The 20,166-nt window shown below is 63.6% G+C and carries 19 protein-coding genes; 8 read left to right on the forward strand and 11 right to left on the reverse strand.

Annotated features, from left to right (window positions below; translation table 11 throughout):
• Positions 1-16 precede the first annotated feature (16 nt).
• Together C7450_RS26055 and C7450_RS26060 are read left to right on the forward strand one after the other, a co-directional pair.
• Positions 17-814, forward strand: a complete 798-nt coding sequence (locus C7450_RS26055; protein ID WP_110377477.1) for an ABC transporter permease — start codon at positions 17-19, stop codon at positions 812-814.
• A 214-nt stretch (positions 815-1,028) separates the two neighbouring features.
• Positions 1,029-1,817, forward strand: a complete 789-nt coding sequence (locus tag C7450_RS26060) for a GntR family transcriptional regulator (protein WP_110377393.1) — start codon at positions 1,029-1,031, stop codon at positions 1,815-1,817.
• 33 nt (positions 1,818-1,850) lie between these two features.
• Here C7450_RS26060 and C7450_RS26065 read toward each other — a convergent pair whose 3' ends face one another.
• Genes C7450_RS26065 through C7450_RS26075 form a run of 3 tightly spaced genes read right to left on the reverse strand, consistent with a single transcriptional unit; the run spans position 1,851 to position 5,173 of the window.
• Entirely contained in the window at positions 1,851-2,861 is a 1,011-nt protein-coding gene (locus tag C7450_RS26065; protein ID WP_110377394.1) for an ABC transporter substrate-binding protein, read from the reverse strand.
• 31 nt (positions 2,862-2,892) lie between these two features.
• Positions 2,893-4,395, reverse strand: coding sequence for an aldehyde dehydrogenase (locus C7450_RS26070; protein WP_210206541.1), 1,503 nt, complete (start codon positions 4,393-4,395; stop codon positions 2,893-2,895).
• A gap of 13 nt (positions 4,396-4,408) precedes the next feature.
• On the reverse strand, positions 4,409-5,173 hold the full coding sequence (locus C7450_RS26075; protein ID WP_170147440.1) for an SDR family NAD(P)-dependent oxidoreductase: 765 nt from the start codon (positions 5,171-5,173) through the stop codon (positions 4,409-4,411).
• Positions 5,174-5,288: 115 nt separating this feature from the next.
• On the opposite strand from C7450_RS26075, the gene C7450_RS26080 reads away from it, so the two are divergent.
• Complete coding sequence (locus C7450_RS26080; RefSeq protein WP_110377397.1) at positions 5,289-6,530, forward strand: FAD-dependent oxidoreductase; 1,242 nt, start codon at positions 5,289-5,291, stop codon at positions 6,528-6,530.
• 31 nt (positions 6,531-6,561) lie between these two features.
• Positions 6,562-7,245 carry a cysteine hydrolase family protein gene (locus C7450_RS26085; protein ID WP_210206542.1) on the forward strand — a complete coding sequence of 228 codons (684 nt, stop codon included), beginning with the start codon at positions 6,562-6,564 and terminating at the stop codon, positions 7,243-7,245.
• A gap of 84 nt (positions 7,246-7,329) precedes the next feature.
• Here C7450_RS26085 and ctlX read toward each other — a convergent pair whose 3' ends face one another.
• Positions 7,330-8,325 carry a citrulline utilization hydrolase CtlX gene (gene ctlX / locus C7450_RS26090; protein WP_210206543.1) on the reverse strand — a complete coding sequence of 332 codons (996 nt, stop codon included), beginning with the start codon at positions 8,323-8,325 and terminating at the stop codon, positions 7,330-7,332.
• Entirely contained in the window at positions 8,325-9,380 is a 1,056-nt protein-coding gene (locus C7450_RS26095) for an ornithine cyclodeaminase (protein WP_110377398.1), read from the reverse strand. The genes ctlX and C7450_RS26095 overlap by 1 nt, the downstream gene beginning before the upstream one ends.
• Positions 9,381-9,510: 130 nt before the next feature.
• Here C7450_RS26095 and C7450_RS26100 point away from each other — a divergent pair, with 130 nt between their 5' ends.
• Positions 9,511-9,939 (forward strand): Lrp/AsnC family transcriptional regulator, encoded by a 429-nt coding sequence (locus tag C7450_RS26100; RefSeq protein WP_110377399.1) that lies wholly within the window; start codon positions 9,511-9,513, stop codon positions 9,937-9,939.
• Positions 9,940-10,205: 266 nt separating this feature from the next.
• The gene (locus C7450_RS26105) at positions 10,206-11,117 is read left to right on the forward strand and encodes a 3'-5' exonuclease (RefSeq protein ID WP_110377480.1); all 912 of its coding nucleotides are present in this window, start codon (positions 10,206-10,208) and stop codon (positions 11,115-11,117) included.
• A gap of 12 nt (positions 11,118-11,129) precedes the next feature.
• On the opposite strand, the gene C7450_RS26110 is transcribed toward C7450_RS26105, so the two are convergent.
• Together C7450_RS26110 and C7450_RS26115 are read right to left on the reverse strand one after the other, a co-directional pair.
• The gene (locus C7450_RS26110) at positions 11,130-11,837 is read right to left on the reverse strand and encodes a ribonuclease activity regulator RraA (RefSeq protein ID WP_110377400.1); all 708 of its coding nucleotides are present in this window, start codon (positions 11,835-11,837) and stop codon (positions 11,130-11,132) included.
• 80 nt (positions 11,838-11,917) lie between these two features.
• Positions 11,918-12,442, reverse strand: a complete 525-nt coding sequence (locus C7450_RS26115) for a cysteine dioxygenase (protein WP_146227537.1) — start codon at positions 12,440-12,442, stop codon at positions 11,918-11,920.
• Between the two features lie 188 nt (positions 12,443-12,630).
• On the opposite strand from C7450_RS26115, the gene C7450_RS26120 reads away from it, so the two are divergent.
• Positions 12,631-13,098, forward strand: a complete 468-nt coding sequence (locus tag C7450_RS26120; RefSeq protein ID WP_110377402.1) for an Lrp/AsnC family transcriptional regulator — start codon at positions 12,631-12,633, stop codon at positions 13,096-13,098.
• 329 nt (positions 13,099-13,427) lie between these two features.
• On the opposite strand, the gene C7450_RS26125 is transcribed toward C7450_RS26120, so the two are convergent.
• From C7450_RS26125 to C7450_RS26140, 4 genes are all read right to left on the reverse strand, one after another.
• A complete protein-coding gene (locus C7450_RS26125) occupies positions 13,428-14,855 on the reverse strand; it encodes an NAD-dependent succinate-semialdehyde dehydrogenase (RefSeq protein WP_110377403.1) in 1,428 nt (475 codons plus the stop codon).
• 28 nt (positions 14,856-14,883) lie between these two features.
• Positions 14,884-16,245 carry an MmgE/PrpD family protein gene (locus C7450_RS26130; RefSeq protein WP_110377404.1) on the reverse strand — a complete coding sequence of 454 codons (1,362 nt, stop codon included), beginning with the start codon at positions 16,243-16,245 and terminating at the stop codon, positions 14,884-14,886.
• A 169-nt stretch (positions 16,246-16,414) separates the two neighbouring features.
• Positions 16,415-17,164 (reverse strand): GntR family transcriptional regulator, encoded by a 750-nt coding sequence (locus C7450_RS26135; protein ID WP_146227539.1) that lies wholly within the window; start codon positions 17,162-17,164, stop codon positions 16,415-16,417.
• 42 nt (positions 17,165-17,206) lie between these two features.
• Positions 17,207-18,640 (reverse strand): NAD-dependent succinate-semialdehyde dehydrogenase, encoded by a 1,434-nt coding sequence (locus C7450_RS26140; RefSeq protein ID WP_170147442.1) that lies wholly within the window; start codon positions 18,638-18,640, stop codon positions 17,207-17,209.
• A 183-nt stretch (positions 18,641-18,823) separates the two neighbouring features.
• On the opposite strand from C7450_RS26140, the gene C7450_RS26145 reads away from it, so the two are divergent.
• A complete protein-coding gene (locus tag C7450_RS26145; RefSeq protein ID WP_110377407.1) occupies positions 18,824-20,164 on the forward strand; it encodes an MmgE/PrpD family protein in 1,341 nt (446 codons plus the stop codon).
• Positions 20,165-20,166 lie beyond the last annotated feature (2 nt).

Consider the following 20,166-nt stretch of genomic DNA (forward strand, 5'->3'; position numbering starts at 1 on the left):
TGCGCAGGAGCGCATGATGATCCAACGCTCGCTCTTTCATCCCGCCAATCGGGCCAAACTCCTTCCTTATGTCACGACGCCCCTTCTCGTCGCCCTGATCATCCTGATCTGGCACAGCTATGTGACGCTATCGGGCGTGTCGCCCTTCATCCTGCCGAGCCCGCAGTCCGTCTGGACGGCGTGGATCGCCATGCTCTACGATCCGCGCGCCTGGAACCACACCCTGATGACCGTCTACGCGACGCTGACGGGCTTTGCCTGGGCGCTTGTCGTCGGTGTCGGCCTCGGCGTGCTGATCGGCCGCTTCCGCTGGCTCGAACAGACCTTGAACCCTTTCATCGTGGCGACCCAGGTAGTGCCGAAGGTGGCCTTCGTGCCGCTGTTCGTCGTGTGGTTCGGTTTCGGCCTCACCGCCAAGGTCATCGTGGCCGCGGTGCTCGCCTTCTTCCCCATCCTCACCAACACGGTGCTGGGGGTCAAATCCGTCGATGCCGGCCACCGCGATGTGGCGACCAGCCTGAATGCCACGAGCTGGCAGCGCTTCCGTCGCCTCGAGCTGCCCTCCTCCCTTCCCTATATCCTGACGGGCATGGAGGTCGGCATCGTGCTCGCGATCATCGGCGCCATCGTCGGCGAATATCTCGGCGGCACGCAGGGCCTCGGCTATATGATGATCGCCCGGATGAACGCCTTCGCGACCAACGAATTATTCGCCGTCATCATCCACATGACGCTGCTCGGCTTCATCTTCTACTTTTCGATCGGCATCCTGCGGCGCATCCTCATTCCCTGGCACCAGTCCACCCAGCGTTGACGGGCAAAGCCGGTGGCCTTGCGCCACCGGCACCTTCGGGGACGCGTTCCCGTCCCGCGCCTGATCGCCCGAAAACGCTTCCCAGCCCGGGGGCGCACGTATAAGTCTCAGCCTTTAGCCCTTCCGGCGTCATCACGGCGACCCTCGGAAGGGCGAACGGGCCAACGGTTATGCAGGGCGGCTGTTTCCGTTGCCCTGCCGGAGAACGATAAGAATGCCGGAGATGAACAAGGAGATGGCGAGAGGGCGTCGTGCCGGCCAGCCCCGCATTCAGCCCCTTTATCATCAGATCTACATCCACCTGCGGCAGCTTCTCACCGAGACGGAACTCGATACGAACGAGGCGCTGCCGTCGGAGCCGGCGCTCGCGCAGCGCTACGGCGTCAGCCGCGTCACCATCCGCAAGACCCTGGACCAGCTCGAGAGCGAGGGGCTCATCACCCGGGTGCACGGCAAGGGCACCTTCCCCGCCCGGGCTGCAGGTCCGCAGGACAAGGCGAATATATCAAGCGGCCTCGACAATCTCCTGTCCTTCGAGGCACGCACCAGTGCGGTCAATCTCGAATGGCAGATGATCGCGGCCGATCCTGCGATCGCGCAGCAGCTCGACAGCGCGCGCTGCCTGCGGATCACCCGCCTGCGCAGCCGCGAGGGCGCGCCCATGTCCTACACTACGCTCCATGTGCCGGAGCGTTACGTCCATCTGTTGGACGAAGCCGAGACCGCCGACGAGCCGATCGTGCGGGCGCTCGACCGGAAGGGCGTGACCGCGCAGCGCGCCGAACAGGTCATCAGTGCCATCGCGGCGCCTGCGACGATGGCGCGCGAGCTCCACGTGAAGGCGGGGTCCCCGCTCATCGTCATGCGGCGCGTCATCTACGATCAGCACCAGGTCCCGGTCCTTCACCAGGAGAGCCGCTATCCCCCGGACCGGTTCGAATACCGCATGACGCTCAACCGGCTCAGTGTCGGGCCCGTGGCACAGTGGGGCCCGACCGCCTGAGTGCGGGGCGCGTGCGCCCCGCTCCGTGAAGCATCAGGATTTCAGAGCCTGGTCGATATAGGTGTTCGTATAGAAGACCTCCGGGTTGGTCTCCTTCGACATATTGGACGCGCGCAAGGTGTCCAGGCCCTCGGCCCACAGCTTCGGCACGTTGCGCATCAGGTTGTCCCGGCCGTGGGAGAGCCACAGCTCCTCAGCGGACGTCTTCACAATCGCCGTCAGCTCCTGCTTGTTGTCGATACGCGGGATTTCGAAGATCTTGGCCGCGCGGTCGAATATCGGCCCCGTCGGCTGCGTGATCAGCTCGTTCACGGATCCCGTCAGGGCGCGCAGGATGCGGACGAACTGATCCGGCTTCTTTTCAAGCGCCTCGCGAGTCACGACATAGCCCTGTCCGGGCATTGGCGCGTAGCGATCAGTGGACCACACCTCGACCGGCGCGTTCATCTCGCGCAGCGCGACCACCACATTGATCGAACAGATGAAGCAGTCGATGCGACCGGCATTGACGAACTGCAGTGCGGCCGGCGTGTCGCCGGAGACTTCGCGCTTTACCTCGGACGGGGCAATGCCGACCTTGTGCAGCATCAGGTCCAGGAAGATCTCGGTCGAGCCACCGACCGACACGAGGCCGACCGTCTTGCCCTTCAGGTCCTCCGCGCTCTTGATCGGCTTGCTCTTCGGCGAGACCATATGGAACGTGGAGCTTTGATAGAGCGTCGACACACAGACGAGATTTGCGGGCGAAGCCGCCATGGCCCGCATCTGCTCGATCGATGAAATGCGGATCAGTTCGGCCTTCCCGGCGATCAGCTGCTGAAGCGTCTGGGAGCCGCCGCGTCCGGCCTGCAAATCGACATCCAGGCCTTCCTTGGCGAAGAAGCCGCCGGACACGGCATTCATCATTTCGATGAAATTCGGGCCGAAGGCAAAGGGTGTCAGAATGGTGATCTTGTCCTTGCCCTGCGCCCGGAGAACGGCGGGCGCGCTGAGCATGCCGGCGCCGGCAAGCGCGGCTTTCAAAACGAGACGACGTGTCGGCATTGTAATCCTCACTCTGGTTTTCTTGTCGGCTTCAGGGCTTCATCCCGATCTTCTTCACGGCGATCGGGGTGGTGGGAATGGTGACCGTCTTGATCTCGGTGTAGAACTGCTCGCTGGCCTCGCCGCCCTCGCGGCCGACGCCGGAATCCTTGTAGCCGCCGAAGGGTGCGCGCAGCTCGCGCGTCATCGTGGTATTGACCCAGACGACGCCGGATTTCAGGTCGCGCGTCGCAGCCTCGACCGTGGGCAGATGATCCGACCACAGGTACGACACCAGCCCGAAGGTGGTGTCGTTGGCCATGCGCATGGCCTCCTCGTAGCTGTCGAAGGTCAGGAACGCGGCGAAGGGGCCGAATATCTCGTCCTGGCAGACACGGGCGCTGTTGGTCGGCGCCAGCACAGCGGTCGGCTCGACGAAATAGCCACCGGCGAGGTCCCCTTCCATCGGCGCCGCAACGCCGCCGGTCAGCACCTCCGCGCCCTCGCCGCGCGCGATCTCCGCGTAGGACAGCACACGATCGCGGTGCGAAGCCGAGGCCAGCGGGCCAAGCTCCGTCGTATCGAGCATGGGATCTCCGATGCGGATCTGGCGGGCGCGCGCGACGAAGCGGGCGATGAAATCATCGGCGATCGAACGCTCGAGCAGGATGCGCGATCCCGCGAGGCATTGCTGGCCGTTGTTCGAATAGATGCTGACCAGGGCCGCATCGAGCGCCCGATCGAGATCGGCCGAGGCGAAGACGATATTGGCACTTTTGCCGCCGAGCTCCAGCGTGCACGGCTTCAGGCGCTGAGCCGCCGTCGCCATGATATGCCGGCCGGTCTCGGTGCCGCCGGTGAAGCTGATGAGATCGACGCCTGGATGCTTGACCAGGGCCTCGCCCGTGACGGGACCGCGGCCATTGACGATATTGACGACGCCCGGCGGCAGGCCCGCCTCGTGCAGGAGCTCGACGAAACGGCGCAGGGCCAGCGGCGTCTGCTCGGAGGGCTTCAGCACGCAGGTGTTGCCGAAGGCGATCGCCGCCGCGACCTTCATGGAGGCGAGCGCGGTCGGGGCATTCCACGGGGCGATCAGCGCCGCGACACCAACGGGCTCGCGTACGACGATCGAGCGATAGCCGGCGCTCTGATCGTAGACGTCGCCCTTCGTCTGACCGATATATTCGGCGAAGAAGCGGAAGTTATAGGCGGCGCGCTTGATCTGGCGCTCGCGCAACTCGCGCATCGAGACGCCGAGATTGAGGCATTCGAGCCGCGCCAGTTCCTCGGCATGGTCGAGGATCCTGGCATGGATCGCCAGCAGCATCTCCTGCCGCCTTTCAACCGACATTCGTGCCCAGGCGCCGTCATCGAAGGCGCGACGGGCGGCTTGCACCGCGAGATCGACCTCGGCGGCATCCGCCTCGACGAGCTCGGCGATCTGTTTGCCCGTAGCGGGATAATAGACCGGCAGCCGATGGCCTGATGCCGGCAGCACCTGGCCGTCGATCAGGCTCGTCACTTGAGTGGTGGCGAGAGTGGTGGGGGACACAGCATTCATCGCATCACACCATGAGCAGTCCGCCGTTCACGTGCAGGGTCTGACCCGTCACATAGGCGGACGCGTTGGAGAGCAGGAAGAGGATCGGGCCGACGACATCCTCGGCCGTGGCAAGCCGGCCGAGCGGCACGGTCTTGAGATAGGCGTCGAGATCGAGCCGGGCCGCCTTGCCGTCATCGTCGCCGCCCCGTCCGGTGCCGCCGCGCAGAAAGGCGGTGTCGACCGCGGACGGCGCCACCGCATTGGCGCGCACCACCGGCGCGCCCTCCTGCGCGAGGAGACGGGTCAGCGCCAGAACGCCGGCCTTCGACACGGAATAGGGGCCGTAGCCCGGGGTCGGCTTGAGCGCGAGGCCCGAAGACGTATTGACGATCGCGGGCGCATTGCCGCGCTGCAGAAGGGGCATGGCAGCGCGCGCGATAGAGAAGGCCGAATGGAGATTGCCGTCGACGACCTCCCGCCAGAGCTCGTCAGAAATCTCGGCGATCGGCCGCCGCTCGCGGGCAAAGCCGACGAGATTGACCAATCCGTCGAGCGCCGCAAAACGCTCGGCGACGGACGCGAAAGCCGCATTGACGGACTGCGGGTCACTGGCATCGAAAGCAATCGTGCCGACCCCCTCCGGGGCACCGTGCCGGGCGATGGAATCCGCGAGATCCAGGACGACGGGAACGGCCCCACGGTCGACCAGAGCCTTGACGAGCGCACGGCCTATGCCGCCACACCCACCGGCCACGACGATCCGTCGCCCCACCCAAGCCTCGTCCATTCTGTCGCGCCCCACTGGTATCGGCCAACTCTTGCTTGATCGGCCCATCTGAGTTGTTCTATTGATAATACAACATGGATGCGCGTCAAGCCTGAAGACCGAGAAGAAGGCGGAAATGGAAAAGAACACGCGGTATGACTGCGACGTGGCGGTCGTGGGCGGCGGCCCGGTCGGCCTGTGTCTCGCGTTGCTGCTCGCACGCGAGGGGACAGAGGTCGTGGTGTTCGAAAAGGAGCCCGACGTCTCGCTCGACCTCAGGGCCTCGACCTTCCATCCGCCGACGCTCGACATGCTGGACAGGCTCGGCATCGCCGAGACGCTGGTGGCGCAGGGGCTGATCTGCCCGCACTGGCAGATCAGGCTGCATCCGGACGGCGACAGGGCGATCTTCGACCTGTCCGTTCTCCAGAACGACACGCGTCACCCCTATCGGCTGCAATGCGAGCAGTGGAAGCTGTCGCTTGCGCTCATGGACGCGCTGAAGAAGGAGCCACGGGCGCGCGTTGTGTTCGGCCGCGAAGTCACCGGCTTCACCCAGGACGACGACGGTGTGACGCTGTCCCTGCGTGATGGCTTCGAGGAGATCGGGTCTGGCGAGGTGGGCAGCGCGAATGAGACCATCCGGGCGCGCCTCGTCGCCGGGACCGACGGCGCGCGCAGCACCATCCGCAAGGAACTCGGCCTCGAATTCGCGGGACTGACCTATCCCGAAACGACTTTGCTCGTGACGACGCATTTCCCGTTCGAGGAGCACCTGGAAGGGATTTCCAACGTCTCGTACTGCTGGAAGGCGGATGGCAATTTTGCCCTCCTGAAGGTGCCCGGCCGCTGGCGCGTCTCGATCTACCCGCGCGAGGACCTGCCGATCGACGAGCAATTGACCGAGGAGGCGATCGAGGCGAGCCTGCAGGTCATCGTGCCGCGCAGCGAGCGCTACGAGGTGATCGAGAAGCGGCCCTACCGTGTCCACCAGCGTATTGTTCCGTCCTACGTTCACGGCCGGGTCGTGCTCGCGGGGGACGCCGCCCATCTCAATTCACCCTCCGGCGGCATGGGGCTGAACGGCGGCATCCACGATGCCTTCGAACTGGCCGAGGCGCTGACGGAGATCCTCGCAGGCCAGGCCCCGCTCACGCGCCTTGATCTCTACGATCGCCGCCGCCGGCCCATCGCGCGCGACCAGATTCTCGCTCAGGCCGATGCCAATCGCGCCCGGATGCGCGAGAAGAGCCCGGAAAAGCGCCGCGAGATCCTCGCCGGCCTCAAGGCCATCACCCGCGATCCCGAGCGCCTCTACGCCCATGTGCTGAAAAGTTCGATGATCGACGGCCTGCGCCTCGCGGCCGCCATTCAATAAAGTCGAAGGAAACCGGCCGAAGGGGACCGTCATGCACACCATCGCCATTCCGCAGTCGGTCGTCGAGCGCGTCACCGCCCGACGCGGCCGCGCCCATCCCTATGCGGACTTTGATCCCGGCCGAACGGCCCTTGTCGTCATCGACATGCAGAACGGCTTCATGATGCCGGAAGTCGCCCATGCGCTCTGCGTCCATGCGCCCGCCATCGTCCCCAACATCAACCGGCTGGCGGCGGCATTGCGTGCCGCGGGCGGCAAGGTGTTCTGGATCCAGAACACCCATGACGAGGCCTGCTTCAGCGAATGGTCGGTGATGTATGACCTTCTTCTCCCCGAGCGGCGCGCCAAGCGCGTCGCTGCCATGACGGAAGGCTCCCTCGGCCATCGGCTATGGGCCGGACTCGATGTCCAGCCTGAGGACGAGGTCGTTGCGAAATATCGCTATTCGGCCTTCATCCAGGGGTCTTCGGATCTCGCCCAGCGCCTGCGCGCCCGGAACCTCGACACGGTGCTGATCACGGGGACCGTCACCAACACCTGCTGCGAGAGTTCCGCGCGCGACGCGATGATGCTGAATTTCAAGACGATCATGGTGACCGACGCCAATGCCGCCAATAACGATGAGGAACATAATGCATCCCTCATCGGCTTTTACTTGACTTTCGGAGACATCATGTCGACCGACGAACTTGTGGCGGCGATGGCGGCGCGTTGAGGGGAAGATGTGCGGCCTTTCCGCCAGGGATAACGGGGATCCGTGTTTCCAACGCGTTGCATCAATCGCTCATAGGACCCAGCATCAGATGCCGATTGACGCTGCTTCGGATGCATGGCGGGGCAGGTTATCGGGATAATGCGCGACCGTGCTGCGCGGCGCCAGGTGAATGCCCGCCAGCATGCAGCGCACGGAGCCGCCCGCCAATTCGATGGTCGGCACATCGAGCGGCAGCGGCCTGACGTGCTCGACCAATAGCGCAAGCTGGTCCGGCGTGAGCGCCCGCAGCGCCCGGCTCGACAACGCCAGGATCCGGCCCGCGTGGCTGTCGAGCTCGATGGCGTTGCCGGCGAATGCATTGATCTGAGCATGGGTCAGATCGACGAGCACGCGGCCCGTATCGGCGAAGCGACCGGCAATCTCCGCCCGACGCTCGGGATTGGAGATCGCGGAGAGGCCGATCATGCAAACGTCGGTGCCGATGCACATCAGCACGTTGGTGTGGTAGATCGGCCGGCCCGCGCGATCGGCCGCGTCGAACACCACCGGCTCAAAGTTGAAATGCGTGCAGAAGCGCTCGAGCGCCACTTCGTTGGTGCGGTTGGACCGCGCCGCATAGGCGACGCGCTCGATATGGTCGAGCACCATCGCGCCGGTTCCCTCGAGATAGACCGCGTCCTGTTCGAGACCGGAATAGTCGATGACGTCCTGCACCCGGTAGCGATGCTTCAGCATCTCGATGATATCGGAGCGCCGTTCCCGCCGCCGGCTCGGCGAGAACATGGGATAGAGGGCGACATGGCCGCCGGCGTGGGTCGAGAACCAGTTGTTGGGGAAGACCGAATCGGGCGTCTCCCGAGTCTCATCCTCGAAGAGATGCACCGTAACGCCAGCGGCGACGAGCTGGTCCGCGGCGCGGCTGACTTCGTCATAGGCCGCCTGCGCGATCGCCTCGGCCGTGCGTTCGCTGTCCTGCGCCTGGAAAGCATTGTCATGGGCCGTGGCGGGGTTGGGCGAGAAATGATGCGGGCGGATCATGACGACGCCGCGCGGCGCCTGCACGGACAGTTTAGGGGCCATCAGCGTGCCCCTGCGGCCGACATCATCGGCGCCGTGCCAGGGTGCCTGGCAATCAGTCCGAAGAGATCGCGCGGATCGTCCGGCTCAGCCACGAGGTCGATCTCGTCGAAAAAATCCGTGCCCGCAACGCGATCGCTGACGTAGCGCAGCGCGGAAAAATCCTCGGTCGCGAAGCCGACGGAATCGAACAGCGTGATCTGCTCCGGTGCATGCCTGCCCGGCGCCTCGCCGGTGATGACGCGCCAGAGCTCCGTCACGGGGAAGTCAGGTGCCATCTGCTGGATCTCGCCCTCGATGCGCGTCTGTTCGGGGAACTCGACGAAGACATCCGCGCGCAGAAGGATGTCAGGATGAAGTTCCGTCTTGCCCGGACAGTCGCCGCCAACTGCATTGATATGCACGCCGGCCCCGACCATGTTGTCGGTGAGGATGGTGGCATTGAGCTTGTCGGCGGTCACCGTCGTGATGATATCGGCGCCGAGCACAGCCTCCTCGGCGCTGGCCGCACTGGCGATCGAGAAGCCATAGCCTGCAAGGTTGCCGCGGAACTTGGCAGTCGCAGCCGGGTCGATATCGAACACACGGAGGTCGCGAATGCCGAGCAGAGCCTTGAAGGCAAGTGCCTGGAATTCCGACTGCGCGCCTAGACCGATGATCGCCATGCTGGCCGCATCGGGGCGTGCGAGATAGCGCGCCGCGAGCGCCGATGTTGCCGCGGTGCGCAATGCGGTCGTGATGGTCATCTCCGACAGGAGGGTCGGATAGCCGGTCGCGACGTCGGACAGGACGCCGAAGGCCGTGACGGTCTGCAGGCCGGAGCGGATGTTCTTCGGATGACCGTTGACGTATTTGAAAGTATAGAGCGCACCGTCGCTCGCCGGCATGAGCTCGATGACGCCGTCCCGGGAATGGCTGGCGATGCGGGACACCTTCTCAAACGCGGTCCAGCGGCGGAAATCCGCCTCGATATAGTCGGCCAGTCCGACGAGAAAGGGCTCAACCCCCAGCGTCTCAACGAGCCGGATCATATTATCGACTCCCACATACCGGACCATTGCCGCCTCCACGCTCTGATTTCATTCTTAGAATTGTACTCCGAGCGAATTGCAGCTAAAATTGATAAGCTGTACGAATTTCTTCGAACAAATGCACAAATTGCTCAGTCGGTGCGCGTAAATTGTAATCATGCATATCTTCGATGATCTCGATCGCCAGCTGATCGCCGCCTTGCGCGAGGACGGGCGGGCGCCGATCTCCAAACTTGCGACGATTCTCGGAATCTCACGCGCCACGGTGCAGAGTCGCCTCGATCGGCTCATCGACAGCGGCGCGGTGCTCGGCTTCACCATCCGCTCCCGCCAAGACTATGACGCCAACTCCGTGCGGGCGATCATGCTGATCGAGGTCACCGGCCGCTCGACCACCGCGGTGATCAAGCAGTTGCGCGGCCTACCCGAGTTGCATTCCCTGCATACAACCAACGGCGCCTGGGATCTGGTGGCGGAGATCCGCGCATCGAGCTTGAGCGACTTTGACCGCGTGCTGCGCGAAGTGCGCACGATCAACGGCATCTTGAACAGCGAGACCAGCATTCTGTTGTCGTCGGTGGAATAGGCGGCCGTCAGTTCGCCAATATGCTGTGCGCTCCTGAATTGGGGGCTGCGGCTGCGGCTGCGGTTGCGAATCGCCTGCGCATGGGCGCAGCATCTTTGGGAACAGCCGGAGGATCCATGGCATCGGTACAGCAACCGAATTTCTTTGCGCTGCTCGACGCGGACGGAGACAGGCTGGACGCGGAAGCGCGGGAGAAACCCCGCCGCAAGGCCCGCACGCGCGCTGGCGCCGTTCCGCCAGCTGCGAATCACACGGCGGCCGTTGGCATGCCCGCCGGTCCGACCCTCGCCTATGACGCAGAGCAGGAAGCCTGGGCCTGCGCGCTCGAACGTTCCGGCCGCTATCGCATCCTCCGTCAATTGCAGTTCCGCCCGGTCGTCGCGCGCGATCCGTTGCCGGACGAGAAGGTCGCGGTGATCGTCGATGTGGAGACCACCGGGCTCGATCACACCAAGGATGAGGTGATCGAACTCGGCATGGTCGCCGTCACCTACAAGGACGACGGCAGCTTCGGCGACGTCATCGCCACGTTCAGCGAATTGCGCGAGCCGAGTATCCCCATCAGCGCCGAGAGCGTGCGCATCACCGGCATCACGCCGGAGATGGTCGCGGGCAAGGTGCTCGACCTCGCTGCCGTCACACGCTTCATCGAGCCGGCGTCGCTCGTCATCGCTCATAATGCCCGCTTCGACCGGCCGTTCTGCGAGAAGCTGGCGCGCGGCTTCGACGTCAAGGCCTGGGCCTGCTCGGCCTCGGAGATCGAATGGGCGAGCTTGGGCTTCGAGGGGGTCAAGCTCGGCTATCTCGTCGGCCAGTCCGGCTGGTTCCACAACGGCCATCGGGCGGTCGACGATTGCCACGCCTTGCTCGAGGTGCTCGGCGCTCCGCTTAAGAACGGAGCCGGCTCCGCTTTCCCGCTGCTTCTCGCCAGCGCCCGATCTGCCCGCTATCGCATCTGGGCCGAATACAGCCCCTTCGACATGAAGGACGTGCTGAAGGCGCGCGGCTATCGCTGGAACGACGGGTCTGACGGGCGCCCGAAGTCCTGGTGGGTCGAGACGAGCGAGGAGGCCCTCGCGGCCGAGCTCCAGTTTCTGCGGACCGATATATACCAGCGCGATGCCGACCCGCGCGTCGACCGCATCACGGCGTTCGAGCGCTTTAAATCCGCGCGGTGATCGCGACAGGGGTCAAGCGTTGTTCTTGAGGAATTGCTGATAGCGCTCTTTGGTGTCGTCATTCATGGGGTAGAGGCCGGGCAAGGGAACGCCGCGATCGACCTCCCGCATGATCCAGGCTTCCATGCGCTCCTGATCGACCGCTTCGGTAGCGACAGCCTCCACGAGCGCGGCCGGAATGACAACCGCGCCGTCGTCATCGACGACGATCACATCGTCGGGAAAGATGGCGACGCCGCCGCAGGCCACAGGCTCCTGCCAGCCAACGAAGGTGAGGCCCGCGACCGATGGCGGCGCGGCGACACCCTGGCACCAGACGGGCAGGCCGGAGGCTTCCACGCCTGCAATGTCGCGGACCACGCCATCGGTGATGAGGGCGGCCACGCCGCGCTTGGCCATGCGGGCGCAGAGAATGTCGCCGAAGATGCCCGCATCGGTCACGCCCATGGCATCGACGACGGCAATGACCCCCTCAGGCATGGCCTCGATCGCGGCGCGCGTCGAGATCGGCGAGGCCCATGACGCCGGTGTCGCCAGATCCTCGCGCGCCGGGACGAAACGGAGCGTGAAAGCGGCACCGACGAACTTGCTCTGGCCTGCCCGCAGCGGCTTCGCACCGCGGATCCAGACGTTACGCAATCCCTTCTTCAGCAATACGGTCGTCAGCGTCGCTGTGGAGACGCCTTCCAGCGTCGCACGCAGGTCCGGGGTAAGCGCCATCTGATCTTGTCCTCGCCAGGGATCGGAAAAACTCGGATCCTATGACTACGTCGCGCGCAAGCGAGGGACAAGCCCGCCTGTCAGAGCTTGGCGAGCGCGTATTCCGTCTCGATGGACGAGGCATGCATCTGATGATCGAAACCATAGATGTGGATGGAAATCGCCTCGCGATCCCCGCAATTCTCCATGCGGTGGATATTCGGCCCGGAGGGCAGCATGCAGGCGACATAGCCGGGCGCGCGATCATGCGCTTCGACAGGGACCGCCTGGGACGCATTGATGGCGCGATACCAGGTCTCGCGAACGACCCCGCTGACGACCCCGAAGCAACAGGAACAATGATGATCGTGGATCGATGTGGCGCAGCCCGGGCTCCAGACCATCGCCCAGATGCTCACTTGCGCATCGCCAGCCAGGAGATTGCGGGCATATCCGCCCGGCTTGCGCTGCAGAGTCAGTCCCGCGAAGGGATCGGGATGCGCGACAAGGTCCTCAAGCACGCGCCGGGCCGCCTTGAGGTAGTCCCGCGACAGCATATCAGGTCCGGTATGCAGGCCCTGGAGGAGTGCACCACTGCGCGCCTCGTCGATCAACAGTCCCTGCACCGCCGCACCCCTCGTTCGAAATTCATGCCGGGAAATTTACAGCGAGGCCGACGAAACTGGTTTGCGAAGTTCGGCGGAGAAGCGCGCCGGGACAGTATCATTTCCTAATCGGCACGATGTCCGGAGAATTTTTTTGCGCCACGCGCTCACGAGTTGACAGCAGGTTCCTTCCACTCATACTGCCGCGCATGAAACTCGATGCCTTTGACCGGAAGATTCTGGCGCTCCTGCAGGACGATGCGAGCCTGCCCCTGGCGGAAATCGCCGCGCAGGTCGGCCTGTCGCAGACCCCGTGCTGGCGGCGCATCCAGAAGCTGGAGGCATCCGGCATCATCCGCAAGCGCGTCGCCCTGCTCGACCGCAGGCAGCTCGGCGTCGGCGTCACCGTGTTCATCGCGGTGAAAACAAACGTGCATTCCATCAAATGGCTCGAGCAGTTTCACGATGCCGTCCGTGAACTCCCGGAAATCATCGATTTCTACCGTATGAGCGGCGATATCGACTATCTCCTCAAGGCCTATATTGCCGACATCAGTGCCTATGACGCGCTCTACAAGAAGTTGATCTCGCGGATCGAACTGAGCGACGTGACGTCCATGTTCGCCATGGAAGAGCTGAAATCGACCACGGCGATATCGCTGGCGGCCCTCCCCTAGAGCATTTTCGAGCGAAGTGGACACCGGTTCGCGTGAAGAAAATGCGCTAAAACAAAGGCATGGGCATTTTTGTGATTCGGAGAAACGCGAAAATGCTCTAGGGGTGAGGGCCCATGACCGTGATGGAATGGCGCCTGAGACGGTAACGCGAGGCCTTGAGAGACGCGTCGGAGTCCGCCTGCGCAACGCCCTGCATAGCGTTGCGCAGCGGCGGCGCGATGATCGCCCATCCCGCGTCGGACCTCGCGTCGCGTCGTCTCTTTCGCCCTCCCGAACCGGGAGCCTGAAGCGCGACAAGAGCGAATCGTCAAATTTATGAAGGGGACTGGTTAGCTGAACGACAGCAATCTTGTCGCGAGATAGGCGTCGATACCCTCGGTGCCTCCCTCCATCCCGTACCCTGACTCCTTCATGCCGCCGAAAGGCAATTCGGGCAGAGCAAGCACAACGTCGTTGGCGATGAGATTCCCGCATTCGACACTGGTCGCGAGACGTTTTGCTGTCGCGATCGATCGCGTATAAGCATAACACGCCAGCGCATAAGGTAGTCGGTTGGCTTCTGCGATTGCTTCGTCAAGCTCGCGAAAGCGCGTCGCGACGATCAGCGGGCCGAAAGCCTCGATCTGGCGCACCATCGCGTCGTCAGGGGCCTCTTCCACCACCGTGGGCTGGAAATAATACCCCTTGTTGCCAATCCTCTGACCGCCCGTCGTAAGCTTGGCACCCTTTCTCAACGCGTCGGCGCAAAAGCTCTCCATCATCTTTAACCGGCGGATATTGGCGAGCGGGCCCATCTGCGTGTCTTCGCTCATCCCGTCGCCGACACGGATCTTCGCAAATCTGGACGAGAAGGCCGTCACGAAGCGGTCGTAGAGATCTTCATGGATGATCAGTCTATTGGGCGCGGCGCAGGTCTGCCCGCAGTTGAACGGCTTGATGCGCGCCATTTGCTCGACAGCGAGATCAACGTCCGCATCTTTGCAGACGATGACCGGCGCATGGCCGCCGAGTTCCATTGTCGAGCGCTTCATATGCGCGCCGGCCAAGGCGGAGAGCTGCTTGCCGACTGCGACAGAGCCGGTGAACGAAATTTTGCGAATGGACGGATGCTTGATCAGGTAATCCGAAATATGTGCAGGCTCGCCGAAGACGAGATTGACAACGCCAGGCGGTAGTCCGGCATCGTGGAGAGCTTGGACGAGCGCTGCGGGCGAGGCCGGCGTCTCCTCCGGCGCCTTGGCGACGACCGAACAACCCGCCGCCAGGGCTGGAGCCAGCTTGCGGGCAAGCTGGTTCAGCGGAAAGTTCCAGGGCGAGAAAAGCGCGACCGGACCAAGAGCATTGCGTGTCGTGAGCACCGTCGCATTGGGATTGCGCGCCGGTATGACCCGGCCATAGGCGCGGCGCGCTTCCCCGGCCGCCCATTCCAACTCGCCGGCGGCGCGCAGGGGCTCAAACCTCGCCTCATCACGGATCTTTCCCTGTTCCAGGGTGAGCGACCGCCCGATATCTGCAGCACGCTCCTTCAGAAGGCGAGCGGCTTGAAGCATGATCTCAGAGCGGTCGAATGCCGACATGCCGCTCCATTTTTTGAAACCGCCATCGGCGGCTGCGACGGCCATTTCAAGATCAGCGACTTCAGCGCACGCCACCGTGCCAATCGGCTCCTCGGTGGCGGGGTTGATGACCCCAAGTCGGCGCTTGGCCGCTCCCCCCACCCATTCGCCGGCGATGAAAAGTTGCGTATCCCTATACATGGGTTCTCCCAAGATCCGACGGCTGTGATTACTCAAGCATTTCACAGAGCGCTGTGATGTCGCTCTTCGTCTCGAGCGCGAGCACGAATTGCATCGCCGCTTCGGCTTTATCCGACGAAATCACTCCGTCCGCGCAACGCGTAAACTTCTGGTTCATGCGTTCCGGCGACATGGGTCTTGGAGGCGACCCGAGCGGCGCATCGTAACGCGCGGACAGCGCCTCGGTTTCCCCCTCAAGAAAAACATCAACGGCGGCAGGAAAGAAACCGTTATCCGGTAGCGCGTCGGATACGCGCATTTCGGTGATCGCCATCAGTCGAGCGACCTCCTGATCTTCCACCGCCGCCATGGTGAACTGATCGCTGTCCAAGCGACCGAAGCGCAAAGACGCAGCAATGCAATACTGCATATTGACGCGCGCCCGCAGCGTATCTCGCGGTACGCCCTCACGAAGGGTCATGAAGTTGTGCGGGTGTACATGGCAGATGATCTTGCTGATCTTGCCGGTGTCGCCATTGAGCTTTCCACTCAGCTCGATCGCCGCGTCGACGGCGGCGTGCGTGGGAGCGCCGGACGGATAAGGTTTGAATATAAGTCCCGAACGCACGATCTCGTAGTCCTTCCCAAGCGGAGGCAGGTCAGGAACAGTTCCGGCGAACAGGTTGAAGTAACCGTAGCGGCCTTCGAGCGCCTCATCGTCGGAGCGGAAGCCCTTGCCGGCCAGCAAGGCAGCATGGATAGCGTCGCGAGCCGTCAGCCCGGCGTGAAGCGCCATCGCCATCGTCCCGAAATTCTGGCGCATGCCGCTTGCCATTGTCGCCGCAATGCCGAGCGCATGACGGACAGCGTCCGGTGGCAGGCCGATGAGGCGACAACACGAGGCGGTCGCCCCGATAAGGCCCAGCGTCCGCGTCACATGCCAGCCGCGCTCATAATATCCGGGGTTGAGCTGCCGGGAGAGACCGACATTGATCTCGAAGCCCGCAAGATAGGCGTTCAGGATCTCGCGACCGGACACCTTGTGCTTCTGACCAAGCGCCAGGAGCGACGACACCAGAACCGCGCTTGGGTGCGAGATCATGGGTTCGTTGTTGTCGTCGAAGAGCTCCGCATGGGCGGCCGTGCCGTTGGCGAGCGCGGCGGTGAGCAAGTCGGCTTTCCGGCCGCGACCGACGATGCTGGCCACCGGATCGCCCGCGCCAATGTCTTCCGACAGGCCGAGGACAATGCGTGACGAGTCGAGCTGCGAGCCGGACAGCGTTACCGCGATTGTGTCCAGAAATGCCCGCTTGATCAGAGTGACGGCCTCGCTCGGCAACTCCCCGATGCTCGCCCGGCTTGACCAGTCCGCGAGATGGCCGGCAAAGGTGGAGTGCTTTTCGGACGCCATGCTGTTCGTCTCCGCTGAAGGTGTCACAACAGCTAGCGCGGCGCCCGTCGATCGTCAATATTATTGTATGACAGCCTGTTCGTATGATGTCGATTTTTCAGGTTCAGGCGTAACCGCCCTGACACGAGCCCTTGGGGTCGGCCCCCGCGGCGTCAGGGTGGCCGGCTCTTTATCCCGCCGGATTGGCATCGCGCGCGTCGATGGCGGCAAGCGCCGCACTCGCCGCGTTCTCGAGATGTTGCTCCATGAGCTTGACCGCCTTTTGCTCGTCGCGGCCGACGATGGCATCGAGGATGTGGCGCATTTCCTCCGTCGAGGCGCGGATGCGATCTTTCTGTGAAAGCGATGTGACCCGCAGCAAATGCACGCGGTTGTGTATCGACTTCAGCATCTCGGAAACGACGGTGTTACGGCATCCATCGAGGAGAATGCGATAGAATGCGCTCTTGGCATCGAGATAGGTCAGCGAAGAGCCTCTCGCACGCGTGGAACTCATCGTCTTGAAGGCAAGGGCGAGCGCCTGCACCTCCTCATCGGAAGCGCGCTGGACGAAAAGCCTGACGGCAAGACCTTCGAGCGACATCCGGACCTGGTAAATTGACTCCGCCGTCTCCCGGCTCACCATGGCAACGATGGGGCCGCGGTTGGGAAGGTTGGTCACCAGCCCTTCCGACTCGATTTCACGGAGGGCTTCGCGTACCGACGTGCGAGATACGCCCAGCATTTCGCAAAGCTCGCGCTCAATCAGGCGCTGCCCAGGCTTGAAGCGACCGGAAGAGATGGCCTGCCGGATGCGCCCCGCAACAAGCTCGCGTAAATTCGGCTGCGCAACAACCCTCATCTCTTCCATTCTCGACCTTTCAATACTCGAGGTGGGACACAATACCCATGGATGCAATATACCATCACGTCTGAGCAATGTGAGACAAAGCCGCTGAGGATCGATCAGTCAAGTCTCGGCTTATGCGAAAGCCTGGGAGACGAACTTGTTGACCATGTAGGGATCGATGCCCTCGATACCGCCCTCCTGGCCATAGCCGCTTTCCTTGACACCGCCGAAGGGCGCTTCGACCATGGAAACAAGGAGGGTGTTTACGCCCACCATGCCGCTTTCGATATCCCGGCTGAAGCGATTGGCCATCTCCAGCGAGCGTGTGAACACATAGGCCGACAAGCCCAATGTGGAGGCGTTGGCCTTGCCGATGACCTCCTCGTAACTGTCAAAGCCTATGACCGGAATGACTGGTCCGAAGATCTCCTCGGTCGCGAGAGTGGCCGCGTCGGATACACTGTCGAGAACCGTCGGCTCAAAGAAGTACCCGACAGTTCCGTGGCGCTGACCTCCGGCGCAGAGCTTCGCGCCCTTGGACACGGCGTCCTCCACCAATCGTCCAACAGCATTGAGGCGCCGCTCGCTGGTCAATGGTCCGAGTGTCACGCCGTCATCCATGCCGTTCCCGAGCCGAAGCGCGGCCACGCCCTCGACCAATCGCGCGACGAAACGCTCACGGACGGCATTGTGAACAAAGAAGCGCGACGGGCTGCTGCACACCTGCCCCGACGTGCGGAACTTGACGGGGATCAGCTTCTTGACGGCATCGTCCACGTCTGCATCGTCCCAGATGATGACCGGCGCGTGGCCGCCGAGTTCAAGCGTCATTCTCTTCAAACCAGCTTCCGCAGCCTGCGCGGCCAGCAACTTGCCGACCGGCACCGAGCCGGTAAACGAGACTTTGCGGATCTGCGGCGCGGCTATGAGCTGGCGCGAGATCTCCCCGGGAATGCCCATGACGATGCCTAGCACACCACTGGGCAAGCCCGCGTCGAGCAGGGCTTTGGCGAGCGCGACCGCGGCCGATGGCGTCTCCTCGGCCGGCTTCAGAATGACCGAACATCCTGCCGCCAGGGCTGGAGCGACCTTTCGCGTGGACGTGACAAGCGGCCAGTTCCACGGCGACAAGGCCAGCACCGGGCCGACGGGCTCCTTGGCGACGTACTGGTGCATATCCGGCATCTTTTCCGGGATGATGCGTCCATAGGCTCTCCGCCCTTCCTCGGCGTACCAATCCAGCGTGTCCGCCGCCCAATTCACTTCGGCAATCGATTCGCCGATGATCTTGCCGTTCTCGCGCGTGATGTCCTCGCCGATGGCGCGCGCATTCTCGCGCAGGCGTGTCGCGGCGCCCCGGAGAATTGCGCTGCGCTCAAGGGACGTCTTCCGCCTCCAGAGCCGAAAGCCCCGCTCGGCGGCCTCCGCGGCTCGGCTCAGATCCTCGGAGGTGGCGATTGCATGGCGCCCGACCTGCTCTTCCGTCGCCGGATTGACGATCGGCGACCATTGTCCGTCGGAGCTCGCGGACCATGCTCCGTCGATAAGCAATTTCACATCGTACATTGGGAACTCGTCATCTTTCACGCCAAAGCCGCGCGTCGGCGGCCGGCCGGATTCCATTGGCGATGACACTAGCAACCTTGGCAATTACATGTCAATAATACCGTATGACGATCGGACTGGAAGCTTATCTGCGGGTGAGCGCGTGATCCGTCATTCAGATTTCTCGCAAATGAGCCCGACAGAGTGACCAACCTCTCCACCAGTATCTCCCTGCAAACCGCGCACTTCGCATCCGAGACGACCTGGAACGACGTGCCCGACACTATCCGACACCAAGGCAAGCGCGCGCTGGTGAACTTCTTTGCTTGCTGCCTTGCTGGAGCTTCCGCGCAGGCGATCGGTATGATGCTTGCGGTTGCTGGCACGCCGGGGGGCGCCCGCATCGTGGGGCGCACGGCAACGGCCGATGCGATGACGGCAGCATGGGTGAATGCGGCCAGTGCGAACATCCTCGATTTCGACGATACACTTCCCGATACCATCGCCCATCCAACGGCGCCGGTCGCTGCGCCGCTGTTGGCTTTGGCTGAAACGCGGACTGAAAGGCCGATCCCGGGACGGGATCTGCTGATGGCCGCAATACTGGGTATCGAGCTTGAATGCCGGATCGGCAGGGCCCTCTCGATCCGGCACTACCGGCGCGGCTGGCACATCACGTCGACATGCGGAGGCCTCGGTGCCGCACTGGCTTGCGGGCGTCTGCTGGAGCTTTCGCCGCATCAAATCGTATGCGCCATGGGCGGCGCCGTCGCGCAGGCGGGCGGCGTGGTCGAAACGCTCGGAACCATGTCGAAGAGCCTTGGCGTCGGCGGCGCGGCGCGCGCAGGATTGCTCTCGGCGCTGATGGCGACCCGTGGCATGACCGGTCCCAGCCAGCCGCTCGAAGGCCGCTACGGCCTGTTCGCCGTGATGGGTGAAGATGTCGAGCCTCATGACGTCGTGGCAGACCTCGGCAGCCGCTGGGAACTCGCGGATCTGGCCTACAAACCCTATCCCTGCGGCGTGGTGTTGAATGCGGTCATCGATGCGTGCCTTGCGCTGCGGATGGACATTGCCGATATGACGGCCTTGGCCTCGATTACGGTCTCGGGACATCCGCTGCTCAAGGAGCGGGCGGACCGCCCCGGCGTTGGCAGCGGCAATCTTGCACAGGTCAGCGCGCAGCATGCAGCCGCGGTGGTCCTGCGCAAGGGCCGCGCGGGCCCGGCGGAGTTCTCGGACGCAGCAGTGACAGACCCGGACACCCGCGCATTGGCGGCGCGCGTGAGCGTTGCGATCGACGAGGCGCTGCCGATGGGGGCTGCACGCGTGACCGTGTTGCGCGCCAACCAGTCTCATGAGCGAACGGTCCTCGAGCCGTTGGGGAGCGCGGGTAACCCGATGACTGACCTCGACCTCGAAAACAAGCTCCGGACGCAGTGGGCAAACGCCGGGATCAAAGGCTCGCCGGACAGGCTCATCGACGCGCTCTGGAGCCTCGATACACGCGACGACGCGGCGGAGCTGACCCGGCTGATCGGGTAGCA

Origin of the sequence: Chelatococcus asaccharovorans (genome assembly GCF_003201475.1) — a bacterium.
Classification (GTDB): Bacteria; Pseudomonadota; Alphaproteobacteria; order Rhizobiales; family Beijerinckiaceae; genus Chelatococcus; species Chelatococcus asaccharovorans.

Bases quoted from the DNA above. Each gene is read 5' to 3' on its own strand.
- C7450_RS26055 (WP_110377477.1), top strand. From the start codon at position 17: ATGATCCAACGCTCGCTCTTTCATCCCGCCAATCGGGCCAAACTCCTT.
- C7450_RS26140 (WP_170147442.1), bottom strand. From the start codon at position 18,640: ATGTACGATGTGAAATTGCTTATCGACGGAGCATGGTCCGCGAGCTCC.
- C7450_RS26120 (WP_110377402.1), top strand. From the start codon at position 12,631: ATGAAACTCGATGCCTTTGACCGGAAGATTCTGGCGCTCCTGCAGGAC.
- C7450_RS26110 (WP_110377400.1), bottom strand. From the start codon at position 11,837: ATGGCGCTTACCCCGGACCTGCGTGCGACGCTGGAAGGCGTCTCCACA.
- C7450_RS26065 (WP_110377394.1), bottom strand. From the start codon at position 2,861: ATGCCGACACGTCGTCTCGTTTTGAAAGCCGCGCTTGCCGGCGCCGGC.
- C7450_RS26080 (WP_110377397.1), top strand. From the start codon at position 5,289: ATGGAAAAGAACACGCGGTATGACTGCGACGTGGCGGTCGTGGGCGGC.
- C7450_RS26105 (WP_110377480.1), top strand. From the start codon at position 10,206: ATGCCCGCCGGTCCGACCCTCGCCTATGACGCAGAGCAGGAAGCCTGG.
- C7450_RS26060 (WP_110377393.1), top strand. From the start codon at position 1,029: ATGCCGGAGATGAACAAGGAGATGGCGAGAGGGCGTCGTGCCGGCCAG.
- C7450_RS26100 (WP_110377399.1), top strand. From the start codon at position 9,511: ATGCATATCTTCGATGATCTCGATCGCCAGCTGATCGCCGCCTTGCGC.
- ctlX (WP_210206543.1), bottom strand. From the start codon at position 8,325: ATGGCCCCTAAACTGTCCGTGCAGGCGCCGCGCGGCGTCGTCATGATC.
- C7450_RS26130 (WP_110377404.1), bottom strand. From the start codon at position 16,245: ATGGCGTCCGAAAAGCACTCCACCTTTGCCGGCCATCTCGCGGACTGG.
- C7450_RS26075 (WP_170147440.1), bottom strand. From the start codon at position 5,173: ATGGACGAGGCTTGGGTGGGGCGACGGATCGTCGTGGCCGGTGGGTGT.
- C7450_RS26085 (WP_210206542.1), top strand. From the start codon at position 6,562: ATGCACACCATCGCCATTCCGCAGTCGGTCGTCGAGCGCGTCACCGCC.
- C7450_RS26125 (WP_110377403.1), bottom strand. From the start codon at position 14,855: ATGTATAGGGATACGCAACTTTTCATCGCCGGCGAATGGGTGGGGGGA.
- C7450_RS26095 (WP_110377398.1), bottom strand. From the start codon at position 9,380: ATGGTCCGGTATGTGGGAGTCGATAATATGATCCGGCTCGTTGAGACG.